The 23,871-nt window shown below is 70.8% G+C and carries 14 protein-coding genes; 9 read left to right on the top strand and 5 right to left on the bottom strand.

Features of this window, described 5'->3' with window-relative positions; translation table 11 throughout:
- Nucleotides 1-73 precede the first annotated feature (73 nt).
- Both GA0070561_RS27275 and GA0070561_RS27280 read right to left on the bottom strand, forming a co-directional pair.
- A complete protein-coding gene (locus GA0070561_RS27275; RefSeq protein WP_091406829.1) occupies nucleotides 74-5,689 on the bottom strand; it encodes a GH92 family glycosyl hydrolase in 5,616 nt (1,871 codons plus the stop codon).
- 274 nt (nucleotides 5,690-5,963) lie between these two features.
- Nucleotides 5,964-6,857 (bottom strand): glycoside hydrolase family 19 protein, encoded by an 894-nt coding sequence (locus GA0070561_RS27280; protein ID WP_091406831.1) that lies wholly within the window; start codon nucleotides 6,855-6,857, stop codon nucleotides 5,964-5,966.
- Between the two features lie 442 nt (nucleotides 6,858-7,299).
- On the opposite strand from GA0070561_RS27280, the gene GA0070561_RS27285 reads away from it, so the two are divergent.
- From GA0070561_RS27285 to GA0070561_RS27315, 7 genes are all read left to right on the top strand, one after another.
- Nucleotides 7,300-8,322: a polysaccharide deacetylase family protein gene (locus GA0070561_RS27285; protein ID WP_091406833.1), complete on the top strand. Its 1,023-nt coding sequence runs from the start codon at nucleotides 7,300-7,302 to the stop codon at nucleotides 8,320-8,322.
- Between the two features lie 89 nt (nucleotides 8,323-8,411).
- On the top strand, nucleotides 8,412-9,371 hold the full coding sequence (locus tag GA0070561_RS27290) for an acetamidase/formamidase family protein (RefSeq protein ID WP_091406835.1): 960 nt from the start codon (nucleotides 8,412-8,414) through the stop codon (nucleotides 9,369-9,371).
- A gap of 62 nt (nucleotides 9,372-9,433) precedes the next feature.
- Nucleotides 9,434-10,852 (top strand): WGR domain-containing protein, encoded by a 1,419-nt coding sequence (locus tag GA0070561_RS27295; RefSeq protein ID WP_091406836.1) that lies wholly within the window; start codon nucleotides 9,434-9,436, stop codon nucleotides 10,850-10,852.
- A 68-nt stretch (nucleotides 10,853-10,920) separates the two neighbouring features.
- Entirely contained in the window at nucleotides 10,921-12,030 is a 1,110-nt protein-coding gene (locus GA0070561_RS27300) for an endonuclease domain-containing protein (RefSeq protein ID WP_091406838.1), read from the top strand.
- Nucleotides 12,027-12,755 carry a hypothetical protein gene (locus GA0070561_RS27305; RefSeq protein WP_091406840.1) on the top strand — a complete coding sequence of 243 codons (729 nt, stop codon included), beginning with the start codon at nucleotides 12,027-12,029 and terminating at the stop codon, nucleotides 12,753-12,755. The genes GA0070561_RS27300 and GA0070561_RS27305 overlap by 4 nt, the downstream gene beginning before the upstream one ends.
- Nucleotides 12,752-16,000, top strand: coding sequence for an ATP-binding protein (locus GA0070561_RS27310; protein WP_091406842.1), 3,249 nt, complete (start codon nucleotides 12,752-12,754; stop codon nucleotides 15,998-16,000). The genes GA0070561_RS27305 and GA0070561_RS27310 overlap by 4 nt, the downstream gene beginning before the upstream one ends.
- A gap of 9 nt (nucleotides 16,001-16,009) precedes the next feature.
- The gene (locus tag GA0070561_RS27315; RefSeq protein ID WP_091406843.1) at nucleotides 16,010-16,342 is read left to right on the top strand and encodes a putative quinol monooxygenase; all 333 of its coding nucleotides are present in this window, start codon (nucleotides 16,010-16,012) and stop codon (nucleotides 16,340-16,342) included.
- 65 nt (nucleotides 16,343-16,407) lie between these two features.
- Here GA0070561_RS27315 and pdxY read toward each other — a convergent pair whose 3' ends face one another.
- From pdxY to GA0070561_RS27330, 3 genes are all read right to left on the bottom strand, one after another.
- Nucleotides 16,408-17,259: a pyridoxal kinase PdxY gene (gene pdxY / locus GA0070561_RS27320; protein ID WP_091406844.1), complete on the bottom strand. Its 852-nt coding sequence runs from the start codon at nucleotides 17,257-17,259 to the stop codon at nucleotides 16,408-16,410.
- A gap of 176 nt (nucleotides 17,260-17,435) precedes the next feature.
- Nucleotides 17,436-18,230, bottom strand: coding sequence for a S1 family peptidase (locus tag GA0070561_RS27325; protein ID WP_091406845.1), 795 nt, complete (start codon nucleotides 18,228-18,230; stop codon nucleotides 17,436-17,438).
- A 72-nt stretch (nucleotides 18,231-18,302) separates the two neighbouring features.
- On the bottom strand, nucleotides 18,303-19,397 hold the full coding sequence (locus GA0070561_RS27330) for a LacI family DNA-binding transcriptional regulator (RefSeq protein WP_091406846.1): 1,095 nt from the start codon (nucleotides 19,395-19,397) through the stop codon (nucleotides 18,303-18,305).
- 254 nt (nucleotides 19,398-19,651) lie between these two features.
- Between GA0070561_RS27330 and GA0070561_RS27335 the strand changes: the two genes are divergently transcribed.
- Entirely contained in the window at nucleotides 19,652-22,006 is a 2,355-nt protein-coding gene (locus GA0070561_RS27335; protein WP_091406847.1) for an AbfB domain-containing protein, read from the top strand.
- Nucleotides 22,007-22,483: 477 nt separating this feature from the next.
- A complete protein-coding gene (locus tag GA0070561_RS27340) occupies nucleotides 22,484-23,776 on the top strand; it encodes a cytochrome P450 (protein ID WP_091406849.1) in 1,293 nt (430 codons plus the stop codon).
- The last annotated feature ends 95 nt before the right edge of the window (nucleotides 23,777-23,871 follow it).

Consider the following 23,871-nt stretch of genomic DNA (forward strand, 5'->3'; position numbering starts at 1 on the left):
TTGCGCGACAAGCGCGTGGGGCGGGCCGTGATCACGGCCCGCCCCACGCGGCTGTACTGTCCCCGGCTCGGTGCTAGCCGGTGACGGTGAACGGTCGGGACACCTTCGTCGCCGACGTGGCGCCGTTCAGCGCGACGCTGGTCGCGCCCGCCTTTGCCGCACCCGGAACACTGACCGTCGCGCCGGAGATGACGCCGTCACCGTTCGCGCGCACGGTGCTGACCGCCAGTCCGGTCCCGAAGGCGATCGTGACCACCTCGTTCGGCGCGAACCCGGAACCGTCGACCATGATCGACGTGCCGCGCGGGCCCGAGGTCGTCAGCAGCACCACCCGCGGCTGGTAGGTCCGCGCCTCCGGCTCCCCGGTCACCTGGACGGTGGCCGTGGCCGGCGTACGCGAGGACGCGCCCGTCGCGGTGACGGCGTACCGGCCGGGTTGCGCGTCACCGGAGGTCGGCACCGAGGCGCGGACCGTTCCCGTCGCGGAGGCCGCGACCTTCATGGTCCGGCCCGGGTCGGTGCCGACGCTGACGGTCACCTGCTCGCCGGCGGCGAAGCCGCTGCCGCTGACGGTGATCGCGCCACCGGTGGCGACGGTGCCGGACGCGGACAGCGCGATCGCCGGCTGCGATCCGCCCCGAGCCACGGTCACGGTGAAGGACTCGGTGCTGCTCGACAGCGTGTCCCACGCGGTGACGCGCACCGTGTAGGTGCCCTCCCGTGCGTAGGTGTGCTGGCCGCTCATCGCGCCGGACGCGCCGATCGTCACGTCGTCCGGAACCGTGCCGTCACCCCACTGGACGCGGGCGCGGTAGCCCGTCGTACCGGGAACGCCGCCGGTCACCGCGCCGAGGTTCGCCGCGAGGGCCTGCCCGGCGGTGGCCGTCTGGTTCTTCGGGGCGGCGGTCGTCAGCGCCGGGGCGGGCGTGCCGTCGTTGGCCACGGCGAACACGTGGATCCGACCCGCCGAGCGAGGGTCACCGGTCTGCGTCGGCAGGGTCACCGACACCAGCGTCTTGCCCGCCGGAATCTGGTACGGCGCGGTGGCGAAGAGGAACGGCTGGGCGCCGTCGCGGCTCGTGCCCTGCAACCGGTACGCCGTCCGGGCGACGATGACGTTGCCGAAGGACGGGGTGCCGTTGGCGTTGCCGCCCAGCGTCCAGTCGCTCAACTGGATCGGAATGCTGGCCGTGCTGCCGTCGCTGAACGTCGCCGTGCCGGTGGTGCTCTGGTTGCCCTGCGTACCGGCGCCGATGAACGAGATGCTCTTCGCGTCCTGCGGAAGGTCGAGGACGACAGTCGCCCCGTTGCCGGTGGCGTTGTCCGGCTGCCCGGCCGGGATCACCGGCACTGTGAACCGCAGCGCCGTTGCGGGAACCTGCTGGGGCTGGCCCTGGGTCACACCACCGGCCGCCAGGGCGGCCCGCGAGTACGCCCACGACTTGGCGTCACAGTCCGCCGCCAGGACCCCTTCGTCGCCGACGCAGACGCTGTCGAACGCGGCGGTGAGGCCGGAGGCCGGCGCGTACGCCACCTCGACGCCGACAGTCGCGGAGCTCTGGCTCTCGCCGTCGGTCACCGTGACGTTCGCCTGGTGGTAGCCGGGTGTGGTGTAGGTGTGCGACCCGGCGATGCGGTAGACGGCCCGCGAGCTCAACGTCACGGTGCCCGCGGTGGCCGGCGTGCCGTCACCCCAGTCGATGGTGGCCTGGTAGCCGCTGGCGTCGCCGCCGGTGACGGTGGCCAGCGGCACCGAGACGGGTACGCCGCTGGTCGCGTGCACGGCGTCCGCCGCGGTGACAGTGATGTCGCCGCCCCCGAGGTCGAGGTCACCTCCGGCGAGCAGCTCGACCTCGGCGAGGTTGGTCTGCGCGGCGCCGACGGTCTTCGTGACGGCGAGGCGGAACTGGGCGAACCGTCCCGGCTTGTCGATCGAGTACGGGCGGGTCTGGTTGCGCCACGGGAACACCTGGGCGGTGCGGGAGTCCACTGTGGTCCAGGTGAGGCCGTCGTTGGAGCCCTGCAGACGCCAGTCCGCCGGATCGCCGGCACCGGCCCCGGACGTGACCGTGTAGTACTTCGGCTTCTGCTTGCCACCGCGGAAGGCCCAGGTGATCTGCGGGGTCGCCGAGGTGAACGTCAGCTGCGTGGTCGACGAGTCGTCGAACAGCTTCGACGCGTCCTGACCGCCGGTCGCGGTCGCGGTGCCGAGACCGGGGCCGGTGACATCCTGCAACGGCTTCGGCGCCTCGTCACCCTTGGTCAGCGACGGTGGCGCGTCGTTCTTCCCGCTGCCCCAGGACGACGGCTTGGAGCCCATCTGGAAGTCGATGGTGCCGCCCTTGGCGAGCGTCGCGACGTCCACTGACAGGCCGCGCTGCTTCTTGCCGTTGACCTTGACGTCCTGCACGTAGATGTTCGCCGTGCTGTTGTTCGGCGCGTTGACGACGATGTCGCCGCTGCTGCGGTGCACTGTCATCCGGGTGAACTGCGGCGAGCCGATCGCCCACTCGGACGACCCGGCCTGCAACGGGTAGATGCCCAGCGAGCTGAGGATGTACCACGACGACATCTCGCCGTTGTCCTCGTCGCCCAGGTAACCCTGGCCGATCTCGCTACCGACGTAGAGGCGGCGCAGGATCTCCCGTACCGTCTCCTGCGTCCTGGCCGGCGCGCCCGCGACGTTGTACATGTACGGGATGTGGTGCGACGGCTGGTTGCTCATGCCGAGCTGACCCATCCGCACCGCGCGCGCCTCGAGCATCTCGTGGATGACGCCGCCGTACCCACCGGGACGGTCGGCGTTCTCCGGGGTGGTGAAGAACGCGTCGAGCTTGTCCCGCAGCGCCTTCTGCCCGCCGTACAGGTTGATCAGGCCCTGGCCGTCCTGCTGGGCGGTGAACGCGAAGTTCCACCCGTTGGTCTCGGTGTAGACGCCACCCCAGTCCAGCGGGTCACCGGCGAGGAAGTTGCCGGCGGCGTCGCGGCCCTGGAAGAGCTTCGTCTTCGGGTCGAAGAGGTGGACGTAGTTGCGGGCACGCTCCAGGAAGTACCGTGACTCCTCCTTGAGCCGGGCGCGCTCCGACTTCGGCGTGGCCGGGTCCTTGGCGAGCGCCGCAGCCATGTTGCCGATGCCGAAGTCGTTGATGTAGCCCTCCAGCGCCCAGGACACCGACTCCCCCGTGGACGTCGGCGTGTAGCCGAGGAACAGGGAGCTCTCGATGCCCTTGCGCCCGACCGCGCTGCGCCCGGACGCGACGGTCGCGTCCTTGACGGCCGCGTCGTACGCCGCGAGCGGGTCGGGCAGCTTGACCCCGGTGAGGTACGCCTGGGCCAGCGCCACGTTCGCGCTGGTGCCGGTCATCAGGTCGGCGTAGCCGGGGGACGACCAGCGGGCGATCCAGCCGCCGTCGCGGTAGTGCTGGACGAACCCGTCGGAGATCTTCGCGGCGACGTCCGGGTACAGCAGCGCGTAGGCGGGCCACACGGTGCGGTAGGTGTCCCAGAAGCCGTTGTTGACGTAGATCTGCCCGTCGACGATCTTCGCGCCGGTCCGGGTGGGGGTCGACGCGCCGGTCGGCGTTGAGACCGGGCTGGCGTACTGCCAGCGCGGCGCGGCGGCGGTGCCGGTGTTCTCCGACTGCGAGTTCGGGTAGAGGTTCAGCCGGTACAGGTTCGAGTACATGGTGACCAACTGCGACTCGTTGGCGCCCCGCACCTCGACCCGGCCGAGCCGGTCCTTCCACGCGGCCGTCGCGGCGGCGTGGATCTGGTCGAAGCTCTTGCCGGTGACCTCCAGATCGAGGTTGCGGCGCGCCTGGTCGACGGAGAGGAACGACGTGGCGAGACGCATCGTCACCTCCCGCGAGCCGGAGATGTCGAAGGTGGCCGAGGTCGCTGCGGACGCCGTCGGCGCCCGGTCGAAGGCGCCGGAGAGAAACATCCGGCTACGCCCGGCCGACAGGCCGCTTCCGTTGTCGACCCAACCGGTGAACGTGCCGTCCGTGCCGATGGTGAACGTGCCGTTGTGGAAGACGAGGCTTCCGGTCTGCTGCCCGGTGGGGAAGGTGAACCGCATGATCCCGGCGTGGTCGGTGGGCGACATCTCCGCGACCAGGCCGTTCTGGAGCGTGACCCGGTAGAGGTCCGGCTGCGCCGTCTCGTCGTCGTGGCTGAAGGCGAGCGCACGACCGGCGGGCTGACCGGTGAGCGGCCCGCCACCGACGACCGGCATGACGGACATCTGGTTGCGGTCACCCATCCAGGGGCTGGGCTCGTGGGAGATCGCGAGGCCCTGGAGCATGGGCAGGTTGGCCTCGTTGTTGATCCGGTGGTACTCGTACTCCCAGGAGTCGGAGGTCGCGTCGGTCACCGGGGTGAAGAAGTTGAACCCGTTCGGCACGGCGGTGATCGGCAGGTTGTTGCCGCGCGAGAAGCCGCCCGTCGAGTTGGTGCCCCGTCGGGTGTCGACGTAGTTGGTCAGCTTCGAGCCGTCGATCGACGCCGGCGTGGCCGTCAGCTCGATGTCGTCGAGCCAACCCTGGAACCGGGTCTCGCCGGTGGCCTGAGGATTGTCGTACGCGAGCAGGATGCGGTCGATCGTCTTGCCGCGCGCGATGGTGCCCAGGTCGGCCTGCACCAGGTTCCACTGGTCGGCGAAGAGCACCTTCGAGGCGCCCTGACCGGCGCCCGTGAGCGGGTAGCCGTGCTGGTCGGCGGGCGAACGACCACTCAGGTAGCTGCCGTCGGTGAAGTGCAGGTCGACGGCGGCGTAGGTGGACGGGTACCGGCCGTCCCCGTTGGTGAACTCGGGGAAGATCTTGTACGACAGTCGGGTCTTCGGCCCGACCGGGATGGTGACGTCGAAGAGCTTGTTTGTCGCGTACGACCGGCCGTTGCCCTCGGCGCCGCCGGAGTAGCGCAGCGCGGCCAGTCCGGTGAACCCGACGTCCGGCTTCGTGGTGTAGCCGCCGTTCGGGCCGGCGGTCGCCTCGCTGACCATGGGGGTGGCAGGCGGGCGGACGTCCGAGCCGTCGCTGATGTTCCAGTCGGCGAGCTGCACGAGCGAGTCACCGGAGTTCGCGGTGATGTTGAGCCGGTAGAAGCCGTAGGCGTTCGGGTTGGTGAAGCTGTACGTGTTGGTGGCGAAGCGCCCGCTGAACTTCTCGCCGGCGCGCTTGTCCAGGTCGGTCCAGGTGCTGCCGTCGTTCGACCCCTGGACGACGAAGTCCCGGGGGTCGCGGGTCGGTGCGTCGTTGGCAGCGGTCAGTGAGTAGCGCACCACCGTCGTCGGCTTGGCGAGCTGGTAGGTCACCCAGCCGCTGGACGCGAACACGAGCCACTTGGTCGACGGATCGTCGTCCTTGAGGTTCGCGGCGATCTCTCGCGGCTGGTTCTCGTCGCTCGCGGTCACGGCGCTGACCTGGCCGAGCAGGCTGCCGGGCAGCGTGGAGACCTTGCCGCTCAGGTTGGCCTGGACCGGCTTTCCGTTCGGGCCGACCTCCACCGTGCTGGTGGCGGGCTGCGGGTCGGCGGACTCGAACGAGGAGGTGAAGTTGCCCGGCGCTGCGGGGGTGGGGGCGGCGTTCGCCAGGGGCGCGGCGACGAGCAGGCCCAGCGGTAGCAGGGCGGCTGTCGTCGCCGCGATCAGGCGGGGTGAGAGAGGGCGCGCAAGGGGGGTGTGCGACATGAGGGACGGAGCCTTTCGACTCGAACCGGGTCGAGTACGTCGAACGTCAGGGCAGTGTGGAGCGGGTGGCGGTCGGAGCCCTGACATCGTTGTCATAAGAGTTCGTGAGCAACGGGAGCCGGGGCGGGTGGACTGCCGCTGATAGTTCCGGGCGCAGCACGGCCGTGTCAACGGGTTGATGCGCCGAAACGGCCGCCACCCGCGTCGGGCACCGGCCGCCGATGCGCCGGGCCCCGACGCCGTCCGACGACGGACGCCGAGGCCCGGCCACGGATCAGCAGTAGAGGTTGGCTCCGGCGGAGACCCCGAGGATGCCGACGAACTGCTGGTACCTGGTGACGCGACTCTGCACCTGGGCGGGGTTTCCGCCGTTGCACTCGATCGAGCCGTTGATGCTGCGGATCGTCTGACCGAACCCGGCGCCGTTGACCATCGCATTGTGGGCGGTCATGGTGCCCGGCCCGTTCTGGGTCATCCAGTACCAGATACCGGTCTTCCAGGCCACCGAGGCGTCGGTCTGCACCAGCCACGGGTTGGTCAGCAGCGGCAGGTTGAGGGCGTTGCCCGCGGCGTTGTAGTTGAAGTTCCAACTGAGCTGGATCGGCCCCCGCCCGTAGTAGGCGGCCTGACCGGCGGGGCAGCCGTACGGCTGGCCGTAGTCGCAGTAGTGCGGGTAGTTCGCGGTGTTCTGCTCGACCACGTGCACGAGCCCGCCGGTCTCGTGGTAGACGTTCGCCAGGAAGGCCGCGGCCTCCTGGCGCTGGACGGTGGCGCTGCCGGTGCGCGCGAACGCCGGGTAGGCGCTGAGCGCCGCGACCAGGCCGGAGTACGTGTAGAAGGAGTTGCGACCTGGGAACATCTGGTTGAACTGGGCCTCGGTGACCACGAAGCCGCCCGGATTGGTGGGCGGCGGGGTGCTGCCCCCGCCGCACGCGCCGAGGTCCTCCCAGACACCGGTCGTGCCCGGCGGCGCCTCGTTCTGGGTCCACCACTTCGCCCGGTAGTTGCGGCCGTTGTGGGAGACCTGGGCGTCTCCCCAGTAGACGGCCGAGGCCTGCCACGACGCCGAGCAGGCCGCCGCCGAGGCGGCGGTGGCCGGGATGACCGCAACCAGCCCAGCGGTGACGATCAGTGCCGCCAGCGCGACCAGCGCGCGCAGTCTCGTCATGTGATGACTCCTTTCAGGGACCTCACTGGCCGAAACCCGAGACGGATATCGACAGAAGTGACTGTAACATCCTCTGTTCACAATCTTTACTATTAGGTTGCGGCGGGCAGGACGGTGATCTGGAGATCGACGATCGATAGTTCCGGCCACTTTCCGGATCATGTGACGGCCAGACGTATCGATTGACGTGATCGAGGCGGCGTCGGGGCGCCGCCCCGACCGAGGCTTGCCTGCGTCAACCGCCGGACAGTTTCCTGCGTTGTTTCGAGGATGTTCCGGAACTTGTTGACGCGTTGGAATTCTCGCTGTAATACTCCGATCCATTGAGGTCAATGCGATCGGCTTCGTTGCGGTTTCCGCTCCACCTACCCACTCATCCACACCTGTCCGGACTGTGCTGCCCGCCCCGGGACGCGTCCGGGCCTGCGCGAAGGGGCACCAGATGAGCAGGCTCTTCCCCCGCACGGCCCTGTGGTCCAGGCGGTTGCGCGCGGCGCTCGCCGTCCTGGCCACCGCCGTCGCCATGTGCGGCGTCGTCCTCGCGGCCACCTCCACCCCGTCGAGCGCCGCCGCCTGCAACGGCTACGTCGGCCTCACCTTCGACGACGGTCCGACCGGCAGCACCAGCGCGCTGCTGAACGTGCTGCGCACCAACGGCGTACGGGCCACCATGTTCAACGTCGGGCAGAACGTCCAGAACAACCGGTCGGCCGCGCAGGCACAGGTGGCCGCCGGCATGTGGGTGGCCAACCACAGCTGGAACCACGCCCACATGACCTCGATGAGCCAGGCTCAGATGCAGTCGGACCTCTCCCAGACCAGCTCGGCGATCCAGTCGGCCACCGGCAGCCGACCGGTGCTGTTCCGGCCGCCGTACGGCGAGACCAACTCCACGTTGCAGTCCGTCGCGTCGTCACTGGGCATGCGCCAGGTGATCTGGGACGTGGATTCCCAGGACTGGAACGGCGCCAGCGTCAGCCAGATCGTGGCCAACGCGAGCCGACTCCAAGCCGGTCAGGTCATCCTGATGCACGATGGGATCCAGAACACCCGTGACGCCATCCCCCAGATCATGGCCAACCTGACCAGCCGCAACCTGTGCCCCGGCATGATCTCGCCGTCCACCGGCCGCGCGGTCGCGCCCGACGGCACCACCCCGCCGCCCACCACCACCCCGCCGCCCGCTGGCGGCACCTGCACCGCGACCGCCACGACCCCCAACGTCTGGGGCGACCGGTACAACACGTCGGTGACGGTCAGCGGCGCCAGCACGTGGACGGTGGTCATTGCCATCACCTCGCCGCAGCGGGTCACCACCATCTGGAACGGCACCGCCACCTGGGACAGCAGCGGCACAGTCATGACCATGCGGTCCAACGGCAGCGGCAACACCTTCGGCTTCACCACGATGACAAACGGCAACAGCAGCGCCCGCCCACAGATTCGCTCCTGCACCTCGGGTTGACATCGCCCGGTTGAGTCGTGCGCGGTGGGTGCGCCCGGCACCCACCGCGCACCTGCCTGCCCGCCGCACGTGGCCACTAGCCTGCACTGATGCGACATACCCTCACGCCCGGGGACGACAGCCTGCACGGCCACTTCTCCCCCGACTTCCCGCCGGTGCTCACCATCGACCCCGGCGACACCGTCACCTATCGCACCCTGGACTGCTGGTGGTCCGCCGGCCCGTACCCCGGCGGGCCGAACCGGGACCGACCCCGGGTAGCGCAGCACCGACCCGACCACGGCCACGCGTTGATCGGTCCGGTCGCGGTCCGCGGTGCGCGCGCCGGCCAGACCCTCGCGGTACGCATCGACGCGGTCGTCCCGGGCAGCTGGGGAACCACAGTGGCCGGCGGCTGGCCGAGCGGGTTCAACCAGCGCTACGGCGTGCAGGATCAACCGGTGGTGCACGCCTGGGCGCTGGACCCGGTGACGATGACCGGCCGCAACCAGCACGGCCACACGATCGCGCTGCGGCCCTTCATGGGAGTGCTCGGCATGCCACCCGCGGAACCGGGGCTTCACTCGACGATCCCACCGCGCCCCTGGGGCGGCAATCTGGACTGTCGGGACCTCACCGCCGGCAGCACCCTCCTGCTGCCGATCCCGGTGGACGACGCGCTGTTCTCCGTCGGGGACGGGCACGCCGCACAGGGTGACGGCGAGGTCGGCGGCACCGCGATCGAGTGTCCGATGGACGAGGTGACGTTGACCTTCGACGTACGCGACGACTTTCCGGTCACCGGCCCGGTGGCCCGTACCCCCGACGCGTGGCTGACCCTGGGCGTCGGCGCCTCCCTCGACGACGCCACGTTCACCGCCCTGAACTCGATGCTGACACTGATGCAGCGGCTGCACGGCCTCAGCCGCGCGGACGCGGTGGCGCTGGCCAGCATCGCGGTCGACATGCGGGTGACGCAGATCGTCAACCAGAGCGTCGGCGCGCACGCGGTGCTCCGCGACGACGCGGTGCGCTGGCCGGACGCCGATTCTGTCGGGGTGCGCCGTTAACGTGTGGTCACTGTCGCCGCGCCGGCCGGATCGCGCCGCTCGCTGACCCTCGGAGGCCCCCCATGTCCCAGGAGACGACCTACCTCGAACTGTCCGAAGTGGACGGTGCGCACAAGTTCTACGAGGTCATCGTCGACAACGCCACGCTGACGGTGCGCTACGGCCGGATCGGCGACCAGGGGCAGGTCAAGGCGAGTGCCTATCCGGACAACGCCCGCGCCCGCGCCGCCGCGGCGAAGAAGATCGGCGAGAAGGTCCGCAAGGGCTACGCGCCGGCGGTCCCCGGCGTCCGCCAGAAGCGCACGGTGTCGCGGCGGCAGATCGTGAGCACCCGCTCCACCGCCCACACCGCCCCGGTGCTCTGGCGCTACGACTCCGGTGGCCCCGCCTTCGGCATCTTCGTCGACGGGCAGCACTGCATGGTCGGCAACGAGCACGGAGTCATCACCACGCTCGACCACGACGCCCAGGTGCGCAGCCAGGTCCGCCTTCCCGACGGCGTGAAGTGCATAGTCGCCGACGACGCCTGGATCTACGCCGGCTGCGACGACGGCAACGTCTACGACCTGTCCGGCAAGGTGCCCCGCGTGGCCTACGCGATCGCCCCGGAGATCGACATCTACTGGCTGGACATCCACGACGGCGTCCTCGGCGTCTCCGACGCGAACGGCGGGATCACCGCCGTCGACCACGAGGACGAGTTCCTGTGGCGTCGCCCCGGGCGGGGGCGTTCGGCCTGGATGGTGCGGTGCGACGACGACGCCATCTACCACGGCCACTCGCAGGGCGTGACCGGCTACGAGTGGCGTACCGGCAGCGAACTGTGGCACACCCGTACCGGTTCGGTGCTCTTCGGCTGGCAGGAGCACGGCAGTGTCTTCGCCGGCACCAGCAGCCGCGAGGTGGTGCGGCTGTCCAAGTCGGGTCGCCACGAACGCACCTATCTGTGCGACGCCCCGGTCTTCTCCTGCGCCACCGCGGAGGGCGGCGAGTACGTCTTCGCCGGTGACAGCCAGTCCTCGATCTACTGCTTCGACGCGGCAGGCACCCGTCTGTGGAAGCTCGGCACCGGCTGCGGCTCGGCGTACTCCATGCAGTACCACGACGACCGGCTCTACGTCGTCACCACCGGCGGCCATCTGGCCTGCATCGACGCGAGCGAGCCGGCGATCCGCGCGGCGCAGGCCGGGAACGTGCCCCAGGTGCGCGACATCAAGGCCCCCCGCCAGGCACCCCAGCCGGTGCAGCCGACCATCGTCGAGGTGACCAGCGACTCGGGCGCGGGCGTGGTCGTGCAGTGCCTGGACGATCGGGGGCGGCTGCGGGTTCAGGTGCTCTCCGACGGTTACCGGCGCGACTGGTCGGTGCAGTTCCCCAAGGGGATTCGCGAGCCGGGCGCCCGCTACCTGGTGACCGAGGTGCGCGAGTCCAGCCGCGGTGGTTACTACCGTGCGTACGGCGACATCCGCCGGCTGCGCTGAGTCGCGAGCCCACCGCCTCGCTACCGAGGGGTCCCCGGACACTCCCGCCCGTGTCGTAGGGTGCCGCCATGGCGCACCCCGTCCGGGCCAACGGCGACGCCAGAAGGGCCTGGTGGGCTGCCCCGCCGACGGGGCGAGTCAGTCACCTGCCGGGCATCGACCCGGAGCTGCTGCGGGTGGCACTCGACCCGTTACCACCGGCAGCACCCGCGATCGTGCACTACCGGCCCACTGTGACACGTCCTCTCGGTGACCTCGTGGACACAGTGCTCGACCAACTGGACACCGCGGCCCTCGCGATGTTCCCCCGCTGGCTGGCGGGGGCCGACCATGTCGACAGCGACGGCACGCTCGGCGTGGCGGCGGTGCGGGCCCTCGCGGCCCGTACCGCCGCCCGCTCCCGGCACTTCGGCCCGTTCCTGGCCGACCTCGCCGAGCGAGGGCTGCGCGGCCCGCACCACCCCTGCGGACGGTCCCGCTTCGCCCCGGGGGTACGCGCCGCCGGGCTCGCCCGGGTGATCGCCGACGCGTACGACCGGCAGAGCTGCGTACTCGTCATGGCCCTGCCCGACGCCGACGCCGACGCCGACGCCGAGCGGACGCTGGTGGCCGCCGCCGAGTGGCTCGTGCGGCACGGCGGCTTCACTGTGTGGTTGGCCGGCAGGCCGCTGCGCCACGCCGACCGGGTGCGCTCGGTGCCCATGCCGGTGCCGGAGCCATTCGCCGGGCTGGCCAGCACTACCGAACGGCTTCCGGCCCTCGCCGCCGAGCCGGAGTCGACGGTGCTGGCCTGGCCGCCGATCGCGGGCGTGCCCCGCCGTGACAGCGCCGCCGAACAGGCGTTGGAACGCGCACTCGCGCCGCACGACTGGGCGCGGGGCCGGCGATGGAACCAGACCTACGAGTGGCACGTCCTGGCCGCGGCGTACCGTCTGGATCTGTTTTGGCCCACGGAGGGTCTTGCGGTCGAGGTGGACGGCCCGGAGCATCGTGGGCGAATCGCTTTCGCCAACGACCGGCGGAGAGACGTACAGCTGCAACTCCTCGGGCTGGACGTGCTCCGCTTCACCAACGAGCAGGTGCTCACCGACGCGCCGGCGGTGGTCGACGGAATCCGTCGGCTACTGGCCCGGCGACGCGCGGGCGGCACGCACCCCCACGGAGATGAGACATCATGACGAGCCCGGCGGACGTCCCGCACCTGACGCCGAACCAGATCAACGCCCTCGTGGTGCTGATGGTCGAGGCACGTCGACTCACCAACGTCGAGCTGAAAGAGCTGGCCGGTTTCACGCTGACCGGCAAGGACAACACGAAGCTCGTCGACCTGGGCCTGGTCGACACCGATCGGACGCACCGGCCCTTCGCCCACGAGCTGACCGAGCAGGGCTGGCGGGTGGCACGTCAGCTGCACACCGCCGCGCCGCCGAAGCAGGGTGGCTCGACGACCCGGTCCCTGTTCGTCGTCCTGTCCAACCTGCACCGTTCGCTGGACCGGCTCCGGGTCAGCCACGGCGATTTCTTCAAGCAGACCGAGGCAACGGCCGCCCCGGCGACCAGCGAGCCGCAACACCAAGCACCGGCACCCACGGTGACAGCGACGACGGCGGCACCGGCAGCGGCGGCACCGGTGTCGGCGGCGGAGGTGGAGGCACTGGTTCGCTCGGCGTACCGGGATCTGGCCACCGCGCCGGGCGCCTGGGTCGGCCTCGCCGACGTCCGCGACCGGCTCGCCGACACCGACCGGGCCGCCCTCGACGCGGCGTTGCGGGCGATGGTCGGCCGGGAGGACGTCCGCATCATCCCGGTGGCGAACACCAAGTCACTGACCGCACGGGACCGGGCCGCGGCCGTCCGGATCGGGAACGAGGACAACCACGCCCTGGCGATCGGCCCGGCATGATCTCGGACGACCAGCGGGCCGCGCTGGAAGCGGTCAGTCTCAACCCGGCGGTCACCCCGGACGACGTCTGGCGACCCAGCCCGCACAACGTGCCGGAGCTGCACGAGAAGGTGGCCGCGGAGATCCTGCGCGGGGTGGCGCGGGCCCGCACCGACGACACGAGCATGCCGCTCGGCGTGGCCATGCAGGGCCGCGCGGGCGCCGGCAAGACGCACCTGCTCGGGGCGGTCCGCGAACGGATCCAGGGCGACGGCGGCTACTTCTTCCTGGTCGACATGGTCAGTGGCAAGACGTTCTGGGAGAGCGTGGCCCTGGCCCTGGTGGAGGGGATGGGCCGCCCCCACGTTGGCTGGGGCACCCAGTTGAAGACCTTCCTGCGTCGACTCACCCCCCAGCTCGGCCTGCCGGTGGAGGTCCGCGATGCGGTCGCCGGCGCGCGACCGGTGACCCGTGCGCAGCTCGACACCTTCATCTGGGCACTGCGCGAGCGCGATCGGGAGGTCGGGCGGGACGCCCAGGACACCGCGCGGGCGCTCGTCCTGCACGGCGCCATCGACTTCGAGGCACAGGACGTCGGTTACGCCCACCTGATCTCCGAACCGGGTGACCCGGTCGCGCGGGCGGCGTGGGGGTTGAGCGCCGCGATCCGCACCCCGCAGCAGGTCGTACAGGACATCTCCCGGCTGATGGCCCTGACCCTGGACCCCACAGTCATCGCCGTGGACCAGCTCGACACGCTGTTCGCCCAGACCAGCACCTCACTGCTCAACCAGCATCAGGGGCTGGAGGACGGCCAGGCCAAGGTGCTCGGCCCGATCGCCGACGGCCTGCTCAAGCTGCGCGACATCACCCGCCGCACGCTGGTCGTCGTCTCGTGCCTGCCGGACACCTGGGTGCTGATGACCCGCACGGCGCCCACCCCGGTCGCTGACCGCTTCCGTACGGCGACCCTGCCGGACCGGATCCCCACCCCGGAGATCGGGCAGGCCATCGTGGCGAAGCGCCTCGCCGCCGCCTTCGCGGGCATGTACTTCGGGCCACCGCACCCCACCTGGCCGATCGCGCCCGCCGCCTTCGCCGACGCACCCACCCTGACGCCACGCGCCCTGCTCCGCCGGGTGGACCGCCACATCGCCTGGTGTCGTGATCGCGACGAGGTGGTCGAGCTGGACCGGCTCATCGACGGCGCCGACTCGACGCCGACGGTCAGCACCGTCCGCGGCGCTTCCGCCGATCCGACCACGGACGAGCGCCGCCTGCACGAGTTGGACGCGCGGTTCGCCGAACTGGTCGAGGCCGCGGACGTGTCGGCCGCCGTCGACCCGAAGGGCGAGGACGAGCACATGCCGCCGCTGCTCGCCGCCGGCCTGGCCGCCTGGATCGCCGAGCAGGCGCCGACCGGCGCCACCTACAAGTACGATCCGCCGCCCGGCCGCAAGCCCGCGCTGCACGGGCGGCTCATCGAGGTGCTCGACGAGGCCACCGAGAACGAGGCGCACTGGTGCTTCCGGGCCATCGCACACCCCAACGCCATCGCCGTCACCGCCCGGGTCAAGGCCGCCTGCACCCTCGCAGGGTTGGACCGGGATCTGCCACAACGGCGGCTGATCCTGTTGCGCAACGGTCCGTGGCCGACCGGGAAGCGTACGACCGAGGTGTTGACCGGCTTCGACGCGGCCGGCGGCCTGCGGTGTGCCGTGCCGGAGGCGGACCTGCGGGTCTTCGCGGCGCTGCGGGTGATGGCGGCCGAACCGTCCACGGCCTTGCAGGAGTGGCTGGTGGCCCGCCGTCCGGCCAGCGGCACCGAACTGTTCCGCGCGGTCCTGCCCGGGCCCGACGGGACGCGCGGCGGTGCCCAGCCGCCGACGCCCGACGACGACGAGCCACCGTTGGGTGGCCCGGAATCCGACCCGACGAACGTGGCGGAAGCCGACGCCCCCGCTGGCCTGTCGACCGATGCGGCGGCCGAGTCCGTACCCGCTGACCCGGCCGACCCCGTGGTCGGCGAGGGCGGTCGGGCCGTCGGGCTGGGGCGGACCGTCGAGGGTGGTCACCCCTTCACGGTTCCCCTGGAGTCGCTGCGCCGCCACGCGGTCGTGTTCGCCGGGTCCGGCTCGGGCAAGACCGTGCTGATCCGTCGGCTGGTCGAGGAGTGCGCGCGCGAGGGGGTCTCCGCGATCGTGCTCGACCCCAACAACGACCTGGCCCGGCTCGGCGACCCGTGGCCCGACCCGCCGGGCGGCTGGGGCCCCGGCGACGCCGAACGCGCCGCCGACTACCTCGCACACACCGAGGTGGTGGTGTGGACGCCCCGGGTCACCGCCGGTCGGCCGCTGAGCTTCCAGCCGCTGCCCGACTTCACCTCCCTGCGGGACTGGCCCGACGAGTTCGACCAGGCCGTCCGTTCCGCCGTGGAGGCGCTCGCGCCACGGGCGGGCGTGGACCGCTCCGGCCGGCTCGCCCAGCAGGGCAAGGCCGTCCTCACCGAGGCCCTCCAGGCGTACGCGCGCAGCGGGATGGTCGGCCTGCCGGGCTTCACCGAGTTCCTCACCGATCTGCCCGAGGGGGTCAGTCGGCTGGCCCGCGCCGGAAAGCTCGCCGAGGAGTTGGCCGAGGCGCTCAAGGCGGCGATGGTCACCGATCCGCTCTTCGGCGGGGTCGGCGCGCCGGCCGACCCGGGGCTACTGCTGACGCCGTCGGCGGGGCGGCGGGCCCGGGTGTCGGTGATCAGCTTCGTCGGCCTCACCTCCGACCAGGAGCGGCAGAGCTTCGTCAACCAGTTGCAGATGGCGCTCTTCGCGTGGATCAAGCGGCACCCCGCCGGTGACCGACCGCTGGGTGGGCTGTTCGTGATGGACGAGGCGCAGACGCTCGCGCCCTCGACCGGCACCACGGCCTGCACCGCCAGCTCGATCGCGCTGGCCTCGCAGGCCCGCAAGTACGGGCTCGGGCTGGTCTTCGCCACCCAGGCGCCCAAGGGTCTGCACAACCAGATCTCCGGCAACGCGACGACGCAGTTCTTCGGGCTGCTCAACGCGCCGGCGCAGATCGACGCGGCCCGGCAGCTCGCCGAGGCCAAGGGCGGGCGCCTGCCGGACATCGGCCTGCTCAACAGCGGTGAGTTCTATGCGGCCGGGGAGGGGTTCTCGTTCGTCAAGGTCCGCACCCCGCTGTGCCTGACGCACCACCCGAAGGCACCGTTGACCCCCGAGGAGGTCGTCGCCCGCGCCCGCCCGGCTGGGTAGCCTGGGGCCATGATCTTCATTACCGCCAAGTTCCGGGTCCTGGCCGAGCACGCCGACCGGTGGCCGCAGATCGCCGCCGAGTTCACCGAGGCGACCCGGGCGGAGCCGGGCTGCCTGTGGTTCGACTGGTCCCGCAGCGTGGACGATCCCACCGAGTACGTGCTGGTCGAGGCGTTCCGCGACGACCAGGCCGGCGCGGCCCACGTCCAGTCCGCGCATTTCCGCACGGCCCAGGAGACCCTGCCGCCCCACCTGGCCGAGACTCCGCGGATCGTGAACGCCACGGTGCCGCAGGAGGACTGGTCGCTGCTCGGCGAGATGGCCGTTCCCGAGGGCCGCTGACCGCCACCGGTCCGCGGTCAGCGACCGTCGTCGAACGCAGCCGGTCCGCGGTCAGCGACCCGCCGTCAGCGCAGCTGGCGGGCGGTGAAGCGGGCCGGTGGGTCGGCGATGACGTCCTGCGCCGCGATCAGCTGGATCTCCCGGGTGCCTGCCGCGAGAGTGGCCTCGAGCACGGCGTAGACGGAGGCGATGGTGCGTTCCAGCGCGGTCGCGGGTGACCCGGTCGTCCACAGGTGGGCGAGGTACAGCGCCGCGGTGACGTCGCCCCCACCGTTCGGGTTGATCGGCAGCAGCGGCGTGGTCACCGCCCAGGCGCCCTCGTCGGAGACCGCCACCACCTCCAGCGAGTCCGGCGGCAGGTCGCCGTGGAGCACGCTGGTCACCAGGACGTGCCGTGGTCCGGTCGCGCGCACCACGTCGACCGCGTCCAGCACCTCGGCCAGTGAGTTCGTGGTGCGACCGGCGAGGAAGTCCAGCTCGAAGTGGTTCGGCGTGATGATGTCCGCGCGGGGCACGACGGTGTCCCGGAGGTACTCCGGAATCCCCGGCCGGACGAACATGCCCCGACCGGCGTCGCCCATCACCGGGTCGCAGCAGTACACAGCGGCCGGGTTGGTCGCCTTCACCGTCGCCACCGCGTCCAGGATCACCGCGCCCATGGCCGGGTCGCCCTGGTAGCCGGAGAGCACCGCGTCGGCGCTGCCGAGGACACCGCGGTCCTCGATGCCCGCGATCACCTCCGCCACGTCCGCCGCCGGGAGCATCGGGCCCCGCCACGCGCCGTACCCGGTGTGGTTGGAGAAGTGCACAGTCAGGACCGGCCAGACCTCGTGCCCGAGGCGTTGCAGCGGAAAGGCCGCCGCCGAGTTGCCGACGTGACCGTAGGCGACCGACGACTGGATGGACAGGATCTTCACCGGCACATCATCGCCGCTGCGGCCGGCGGCGCACTGACGGCCCGCCGAATCTGTCGGGTGGCCCACTCGCCGCCCACCCGGCGGGACGGCACCAACGGGCGGCCCGGACCGTGTCGTCCGGGCCGCCCGAGCGGCGGCGGGCGGCCGGCGCGCTGGCTGGCCGTCCCGTCGTACGGTCAGCCGCCGAGGCTCGCCGCGGCCGAGGCGATCGACGAGGCGAAGTAGCTCACCTGGGTGTAGACACCCGGGTAGTTGGGCCGGGCGCAGCCGTTGCCCCAGCTGACGATGCCGACCTGGATCCAGGCGTTGCCGGCGTCGCGGCGGAACATCGGACCGCCCGAGTCACCCTGGCAGGTGTCCGTGCCGCCGCTGGCATAGCCGGCGCAGATCTCCTGGGCGGGGATGAGATCCCCGCCGTAGTTGGCGTTGCAGGTGGAGTCGCTGACGAACGGCACGTTCGCCTTCAGCAGGTAGCGCTGCTGGCCGCCGCCCTCGCGCGCTGCGCCCCAGCCGGCCACGGTGAAGGTGCCGCTGTCGTACGCGGTGGTGCTGGCGATCGGCAGCGTGCTCAGCCCGGTGACGGGGCTGGCCAGCCGGATCAGCGCCCAGTCGCGGCCGGCGCCGTTGTAGCCGGGGGCACGGTAGACGTAGTTGGACCGGACGGTGATCCGGCTGGACGACTGGAGGTCGACCGTCCCGAGCGTCGCGGTGATGCTGGTGTTGGTGCCGGTCGCGCCCACGCAGTGCGCCGCGGTGAGCACCAGACGGGGGCTGTACAGCGCCCCGCCGCAGCCCATCGAGAGACGCACCATGAACGGGAACTCGCCCTGAGCGGCGCGGGTGCCGCCGACGACGTTCGGCGTCACGGGGCTGTCGGCCGCGGCGGCCGGCGCGGTGAGGGTGAGGCTGGCCGCGGTCACCGCGGCCAACGCGGTGGCCAGCAGGCCAGTGAGGGTACGCCAGCGAACCATGCATTCCTCCGCATCAGGATGGCACGCCTCGTGAGCGCACCGTAGTCGAGATAGCGGTCATCATATTGAGGATTATGGATCTCGTGGGTCATCCTCTCTGGGTCGTACCACCGGCGGTATGGATCTCGCGGGGCTCGTGGGCGACCGGTGGTCAGCGTCCGGCGTGCCGGTGCTCTCCCGGCGGAGAAGCCGGAACGGTGTCTGCACGGTCAACGGCCCCGCGACCTCCGCGCCCTCGATGCGGGCGACGAGGCGGCGCACCGCGAGACGGCCGATCTCCCTCTTGTCCGGTGCGATCGTGGTGAGGGTCGGGGCGGTGAACCGCCCCTCCTCGATGTCGTCGATCCCGATAACCGCGACGTCCTCGGGCACCCGGTGACCGGCCTCGGCCAGCGCCCGCAGCGCGCCGATGGCGACCAGATCGTTGTAACCGAACACCGCGTCCGGCGGGTCACCGAGGGCGAGCAGGTCACGCACGGCGCGCATGCCGTCGAGCCGACCGAACGCGTCGGTGCCGGCGACCAACCGTGGTCGGTAGGGCAGGCCGGCGGCCGCCAGTGCCTCCCGGTAACCCCGGACCCGCAGGTGGGCCGACTGTCGGTCACCGCCCGGGGTGGCGCCGATGAACGCTATCCGGCGGCGGCCGATCGCCACGAGATGCCGGATAGCCGCGTGGCTGGCGGCGACGTTGTCGATGGCGATGTGGTCGTGTGGCACGTCGTAGACGCCTTCGCCGATCAGCACGAGTGGGCTGCCGGCCGTCCGGGCCAGCACCTCCTCCCGGCCGATGCGCACCGGACTGAGGATCAGGCCGTCGATGATGCGCTGTCGCGAGCCGTCGAGGAGCGCCAGCTCCGCCTCCCGGTCCGCGGCGGTGTTCTCCATGACGAGCGTGTAGCCGAGCGCGGCGGCCTCGGAGATGGCGATCTCGGCGAGTTCGGCGAAGTACGGGTTGGTCAGTTCCGGGACGGCCAGGGCGATCAGGCCGGTGCGGCCCCGACGGAGATGCCGGGCGCCGAGGTTGGGGCTGTAGCCGAGTTCGTCGATCGCCTGCTGCACCCGTTGTCGGGTCCGCTCCCCCACCGGCCGGTATCCGTTCACCACGTTCGAGACCGTGGCCAGGGAGACACCGGCGCGCTGGGCGATGTCCTTCAGGTTGACGCCCATCCCCAACCTTTCGCGAATTCGACCGGCGGGCCGACCGGACATTGATGAACAAGCATTGACGGGAGGGTCGGCACGGCTCTATAACGTTATACAGGTGATGATGGATGTCAATATGCCGGTCACCGTTGGCGCGTGGAGATCCACCGACATCCGTCGCTGACGCCCGTCCCCCGTCAATGACCACCCGATGCCCACCACCCACGCGCTTCGGGCCTGGCTGCACCGCCCGCGGCGACTCCTCCCCCGGAGACGGCATGACACGTCACGTCCCCATCCGCCCCGCCCTGCCACTGCTGCTCGCCATCGCACTGGTCGCCGGCGTTCTCGCCGCGCCCGCCTCGTCGGCGTACGCCGCACCGGCCAAGACGCCGCCACTGACCACCCCCTGGACCAGCCAGGCGCTGGCCGGCACACCACTGCCCGAGTACCCGCGACCCCAGATGACGCGGCCGGACTGGCTCAACCTCAACGGCGAGTGGCAGCTACGCCAGTCGACGACCGACGACGCCCCGCAGTTCGGCACCAACCTGCCCGAGCGGGTCAACGTGCCCTTCCCGGTGGAGAGCGCCCTGTCCGGCATCCAGCGGGCCGCCAACGACAACCGCAACTACCTGTTCTACCGACGCACCGTCACCATCCCGGCGAACTGGTCGGGTCGGCGCACCCTGCTGCACTTCGGCGCCGTCGACTGGCAGAGCACCGTCTGGGTCAACGGTGTCCGCGTCGGCGCGCACACCGGCGGCTACGACGCCTTCACCTTCGACGTGACACCCCAGCTCACCACCGGCACGAACGAGATCGTCGTCAAGGTCTGGGATCCCACCGACACCCGGCAGAACGGCAGCCTGCCCGCCATCGGCAAGCAGACCAAGACACCTGGCGGGATCTTCTACACCCCCAGCTCGGGCATCTGGCAGACGGTGTGGATGGAGCCGGTGCCCGCCGCCTCGATCAGCAGCGTGGACGTCTACCCGAACCTGAGCAACAACACAGTGCGGGTCCGGGTCTTCACCCGGGGCGACGTGAGCGGCCACAGCGTGCTCGCCGAGGCGCTGAACGGCACCACAGTGGTGGGCTCGGCCACCGGCGGCTTCACCGACTTCAGCGTGCCGGTGCCCAACGCCCGCCGCTGGTCACCCGACGACCCGTTCCTCTACAACCTCCGGGTGACAGTGCGAGGCGCCACCGGCGCCACGGTGGACCGGACCACGCACTACTTCGGCATGCGGGAGATCACCACCGGCCTGGTAAACGGGGTGCTGCGCCCCAAGCTCAACGGCCAGTTCGTGTTCCAGGTCGGCACCCTCGACCAGGGCTTCTGGCCGGACGGGCTCTACACCGCCCCGACCGATGCCGCCCTCGCCTTCGACCTGCAGAAACACAAGGACCTGGGCTTCAACATGGTGCGTAAGCACATCAAGGTCGAGCCGCAGCGCTGGTTCTACCACGCCGACCGGCTCGGCCTGCTGGTCTGGCAGGACATCCCGTCGCTGACCGCACAGGACGTCAACCCCACCGACGCCCAGCAGGCACAGTTCGAGGCCGAGGCACGCGAGATCGTCGACGAGCACCGCAGCTCACCCGCCGTGATCGCGTACACGCCCTACAACGAGGGCTGGGGAGAGCGGTCCCTCGCCGACACCCGGCGGGTCGCACAGAACATCAAGAACCAGGACCCGACACGTCTGGTCAACCCGCACAGCGGTCACAACTGCTGCCAGTCCCTCGGCAACCCCGGCAACGGCGACATCGACGACTGGCATGTCTACCTCGGCCCGGACTCCCCCGTACCGTCGAGCAGCCGGATCGCGGTGCTCGGTGAGTTCGGCGGCCTGGGCCTGCACACGCCGGGCCACGAGTACAGCCCTGGCGGCAGCTTCTTCGCGTACGAGTGGCAGTCCAGTTCGACCGCCCTCACCGACCGGTACGTGGGGCTGGTGCAGGGCACCCAGAACCTGATGCTCGGCAAGGGGCTCAGCGCCTCGATCTACACCGAGATCACCGACCTGGAGGGTGAGCTGAACGGGTTCCTCACCTACGACCGACAGGTGATCAAGATGGACCAGGCGCGGGTACGCGCCGCCAACACCGCCCTGATCAACGCCTCGAAGGCCATCGGCAGTTCGGCACCCGTCGCCCTGCCGGTCAACACCCGCCGGTCGTTGCAGGTGACCACGCCCGGCTTCACCAACCGCTACCTACGCCACCAGGACAGCCTGGCCTACACGGAGGTGGTGGACGCCGCGAGTTCCAGCCTGCTCAAGGCCGACGCCACGTACGCCATCCGGCCCGGCCTGGCCGGTGCCGGTTGCTACTCGTTCGAGTCGGTCAACTTCCCCGGGCAGTACCTGCGCCACCAGAACTCCCGGGTCCGCAACTCGCTGGACGACGGCTCAGCGCTGCTGCGCGCCGACGCCACCTGGTGCGCCCGTACCGGGCTGACCGGCACCGGCGTGTCGCTGGAGTCGTACAACTTCCGAGGTAGGTACCTGCGGCACTACAACGCGGAGGTCTGGCTCAGCAACGGCGCCGGCGGCGACGCGTACAACACGCCGACGTCGTGGACCGCCGACAGCACCTGGAACATCGCCGCCCCATGGGCGCCCTGATCGCTGGGCGCTGACCGGGCCGTTCCGACAACAACAAGCGCGGGGGTTCCGGCGTGGGCCGGGACCCCCGCGACGCGTGGACCGTGTCGCGGGCCGGCTCCGCCCGCCCGGGGCTCGGCCCCTTTCGTCAGCGCCGCGCCTTCCGTCGCGGTCGGTGACCGGACTCCGGCGTCACTCGTCGTCTCGGGGGTCGTTTCCCCGGTCATGAGCGAAAGCGGCGAGTTGATTGCACCGTCCGGTCGGGTCGACTTCAGGGCAAGGGCCGCGCCGCAACTTGCATCTGGCCAGGTTCGCTCCGCTGTTGCAACACGCAATTATGCCGGCCAATAAATAGACAGGCACCAATCTTGACTTGCGCGGCCGGCCAGCGCACCGTAAAGAGCCAGAGGCAGATGCACGCCATTATCGGCCCGGCTGAAGTGGATCGCCAAATGGGGGCGCTGCCGGTTTCGCCCCGCGTGCATCAGGAGGCTTTCCATGCGGTTGAATCCGTTCACCGGGCTCTATCTCACCGATCCGGCAAGCATGTGGCGGCGCATTCTCGACGATCCCGACGGGGTGCACTACGCCGAGGATCTGGGCCTGTGGTTGATCAGCCGGCACGCACACGTCCGGCGGGCCCTCGCCGACACCACGACATTCGCCAACGCCCTCACCCTCGCCCCGGTCTACGAGGTGTGTCCGTCGGCACTGAACGTGATCATGCAGATCGACGCGCCACCCACGACGGCCGCCGCGGACCCACCGGCGCACCCGCGCACCCGCCGGGCCCTACGGGCGACCTTCGCGAACACCGCCGAGCGGGTCGAGGCTGAGTACGGGGAGATCGTCCGACGCCGGGTCGACCAGTTGGTGTCCCGTCTCGCCGCCCGCCAGGGCGATCAGGTCGACCTGATCCCGGAGTTCGCGACCGAGCTTCCCCTGCTGGTGGTCCTGGACATCCTCGGGGTGCCCGACGCCGACATCGGGCGCATCCGGAGTTGGGCCGACGGCCAGATCGCCCTGATCTGGGGGCAGCCGGACCCGGCCGAGCAGGTACGCCTGGCCCAGGGCCTGCTGGAGTTCTGGCACTACTGCGAGGACCTGGTCCGCCAGCGGCTGGACAGTGGACACCGGGGCGAGGACTTCATCAGCCGCGCCCTGGACTACCGGGACGACGACGACAGCGTGCTGACGGTGCCCGAGGTGGCGAGCCTTGCCTTCAACCTCCTGGTCGCGGGCCACGAGACCACCGCCGGGTTGCTCGCGCACACCCTCGACCAGGCCCTGTCCGCTCCCCAGCGCTGGTCGGCGATCACCGCGGACCCGGGGCTCGTCCCCGCCTTCGTGGGCGAGACGCTGCGCTTCGCGCCCGCCATCGACGGCTGGCTGCGGGTGACCACCCGGGATGCCACAGTGGGGGCGGTGACGATCCCCGCCGGGGCGCGTTGCCTGCTGTTGATCGGAGCGGCGAACCGGGACCCGGCGGCGTTCCATGACCCGGACCGGTTCGACCCACACCGGGCCGATGTGGGCAATCACCTGTCGTTCGGCCACGGTCCACATTTCTGCATCGGCGCGGGATTGGCGCGGCTTGAGGCCGGAATCGCCCTCAGCCGGCTCGCCGAAGCCATTCCCGGGCTGAGGCTGTCACCGGAGCAACATCGCTCGTACAAACCCAATGTCGCATTTCGTGCGCACCGCACGCTGCTCGCGATAATCGAGGCTCCGACACCCGCGGACGTACCGGCGGTACGGGGTGGCGCGACGGCCGAAGTGCACGCCGCCTGAGCGGGCACGGGCATCAGCGGTGCTGACCTGCGGACGGGTCGAGGGTGGAGTGAGGCCGGCGTCGACCCCGTTCCACCCGGCGCGCCTCGGCGCCG

The organism is Micromonospora saelicesensis (assembly GCF_900091575.1).
In the GTDB taxonomy this organism is placed as follows: Bacteria; Actinomycetota; Actinomycetes; order Mycobacteriales; family Micromonosporaceae; genus Micromonospora; species Micromonospora saelicesensis.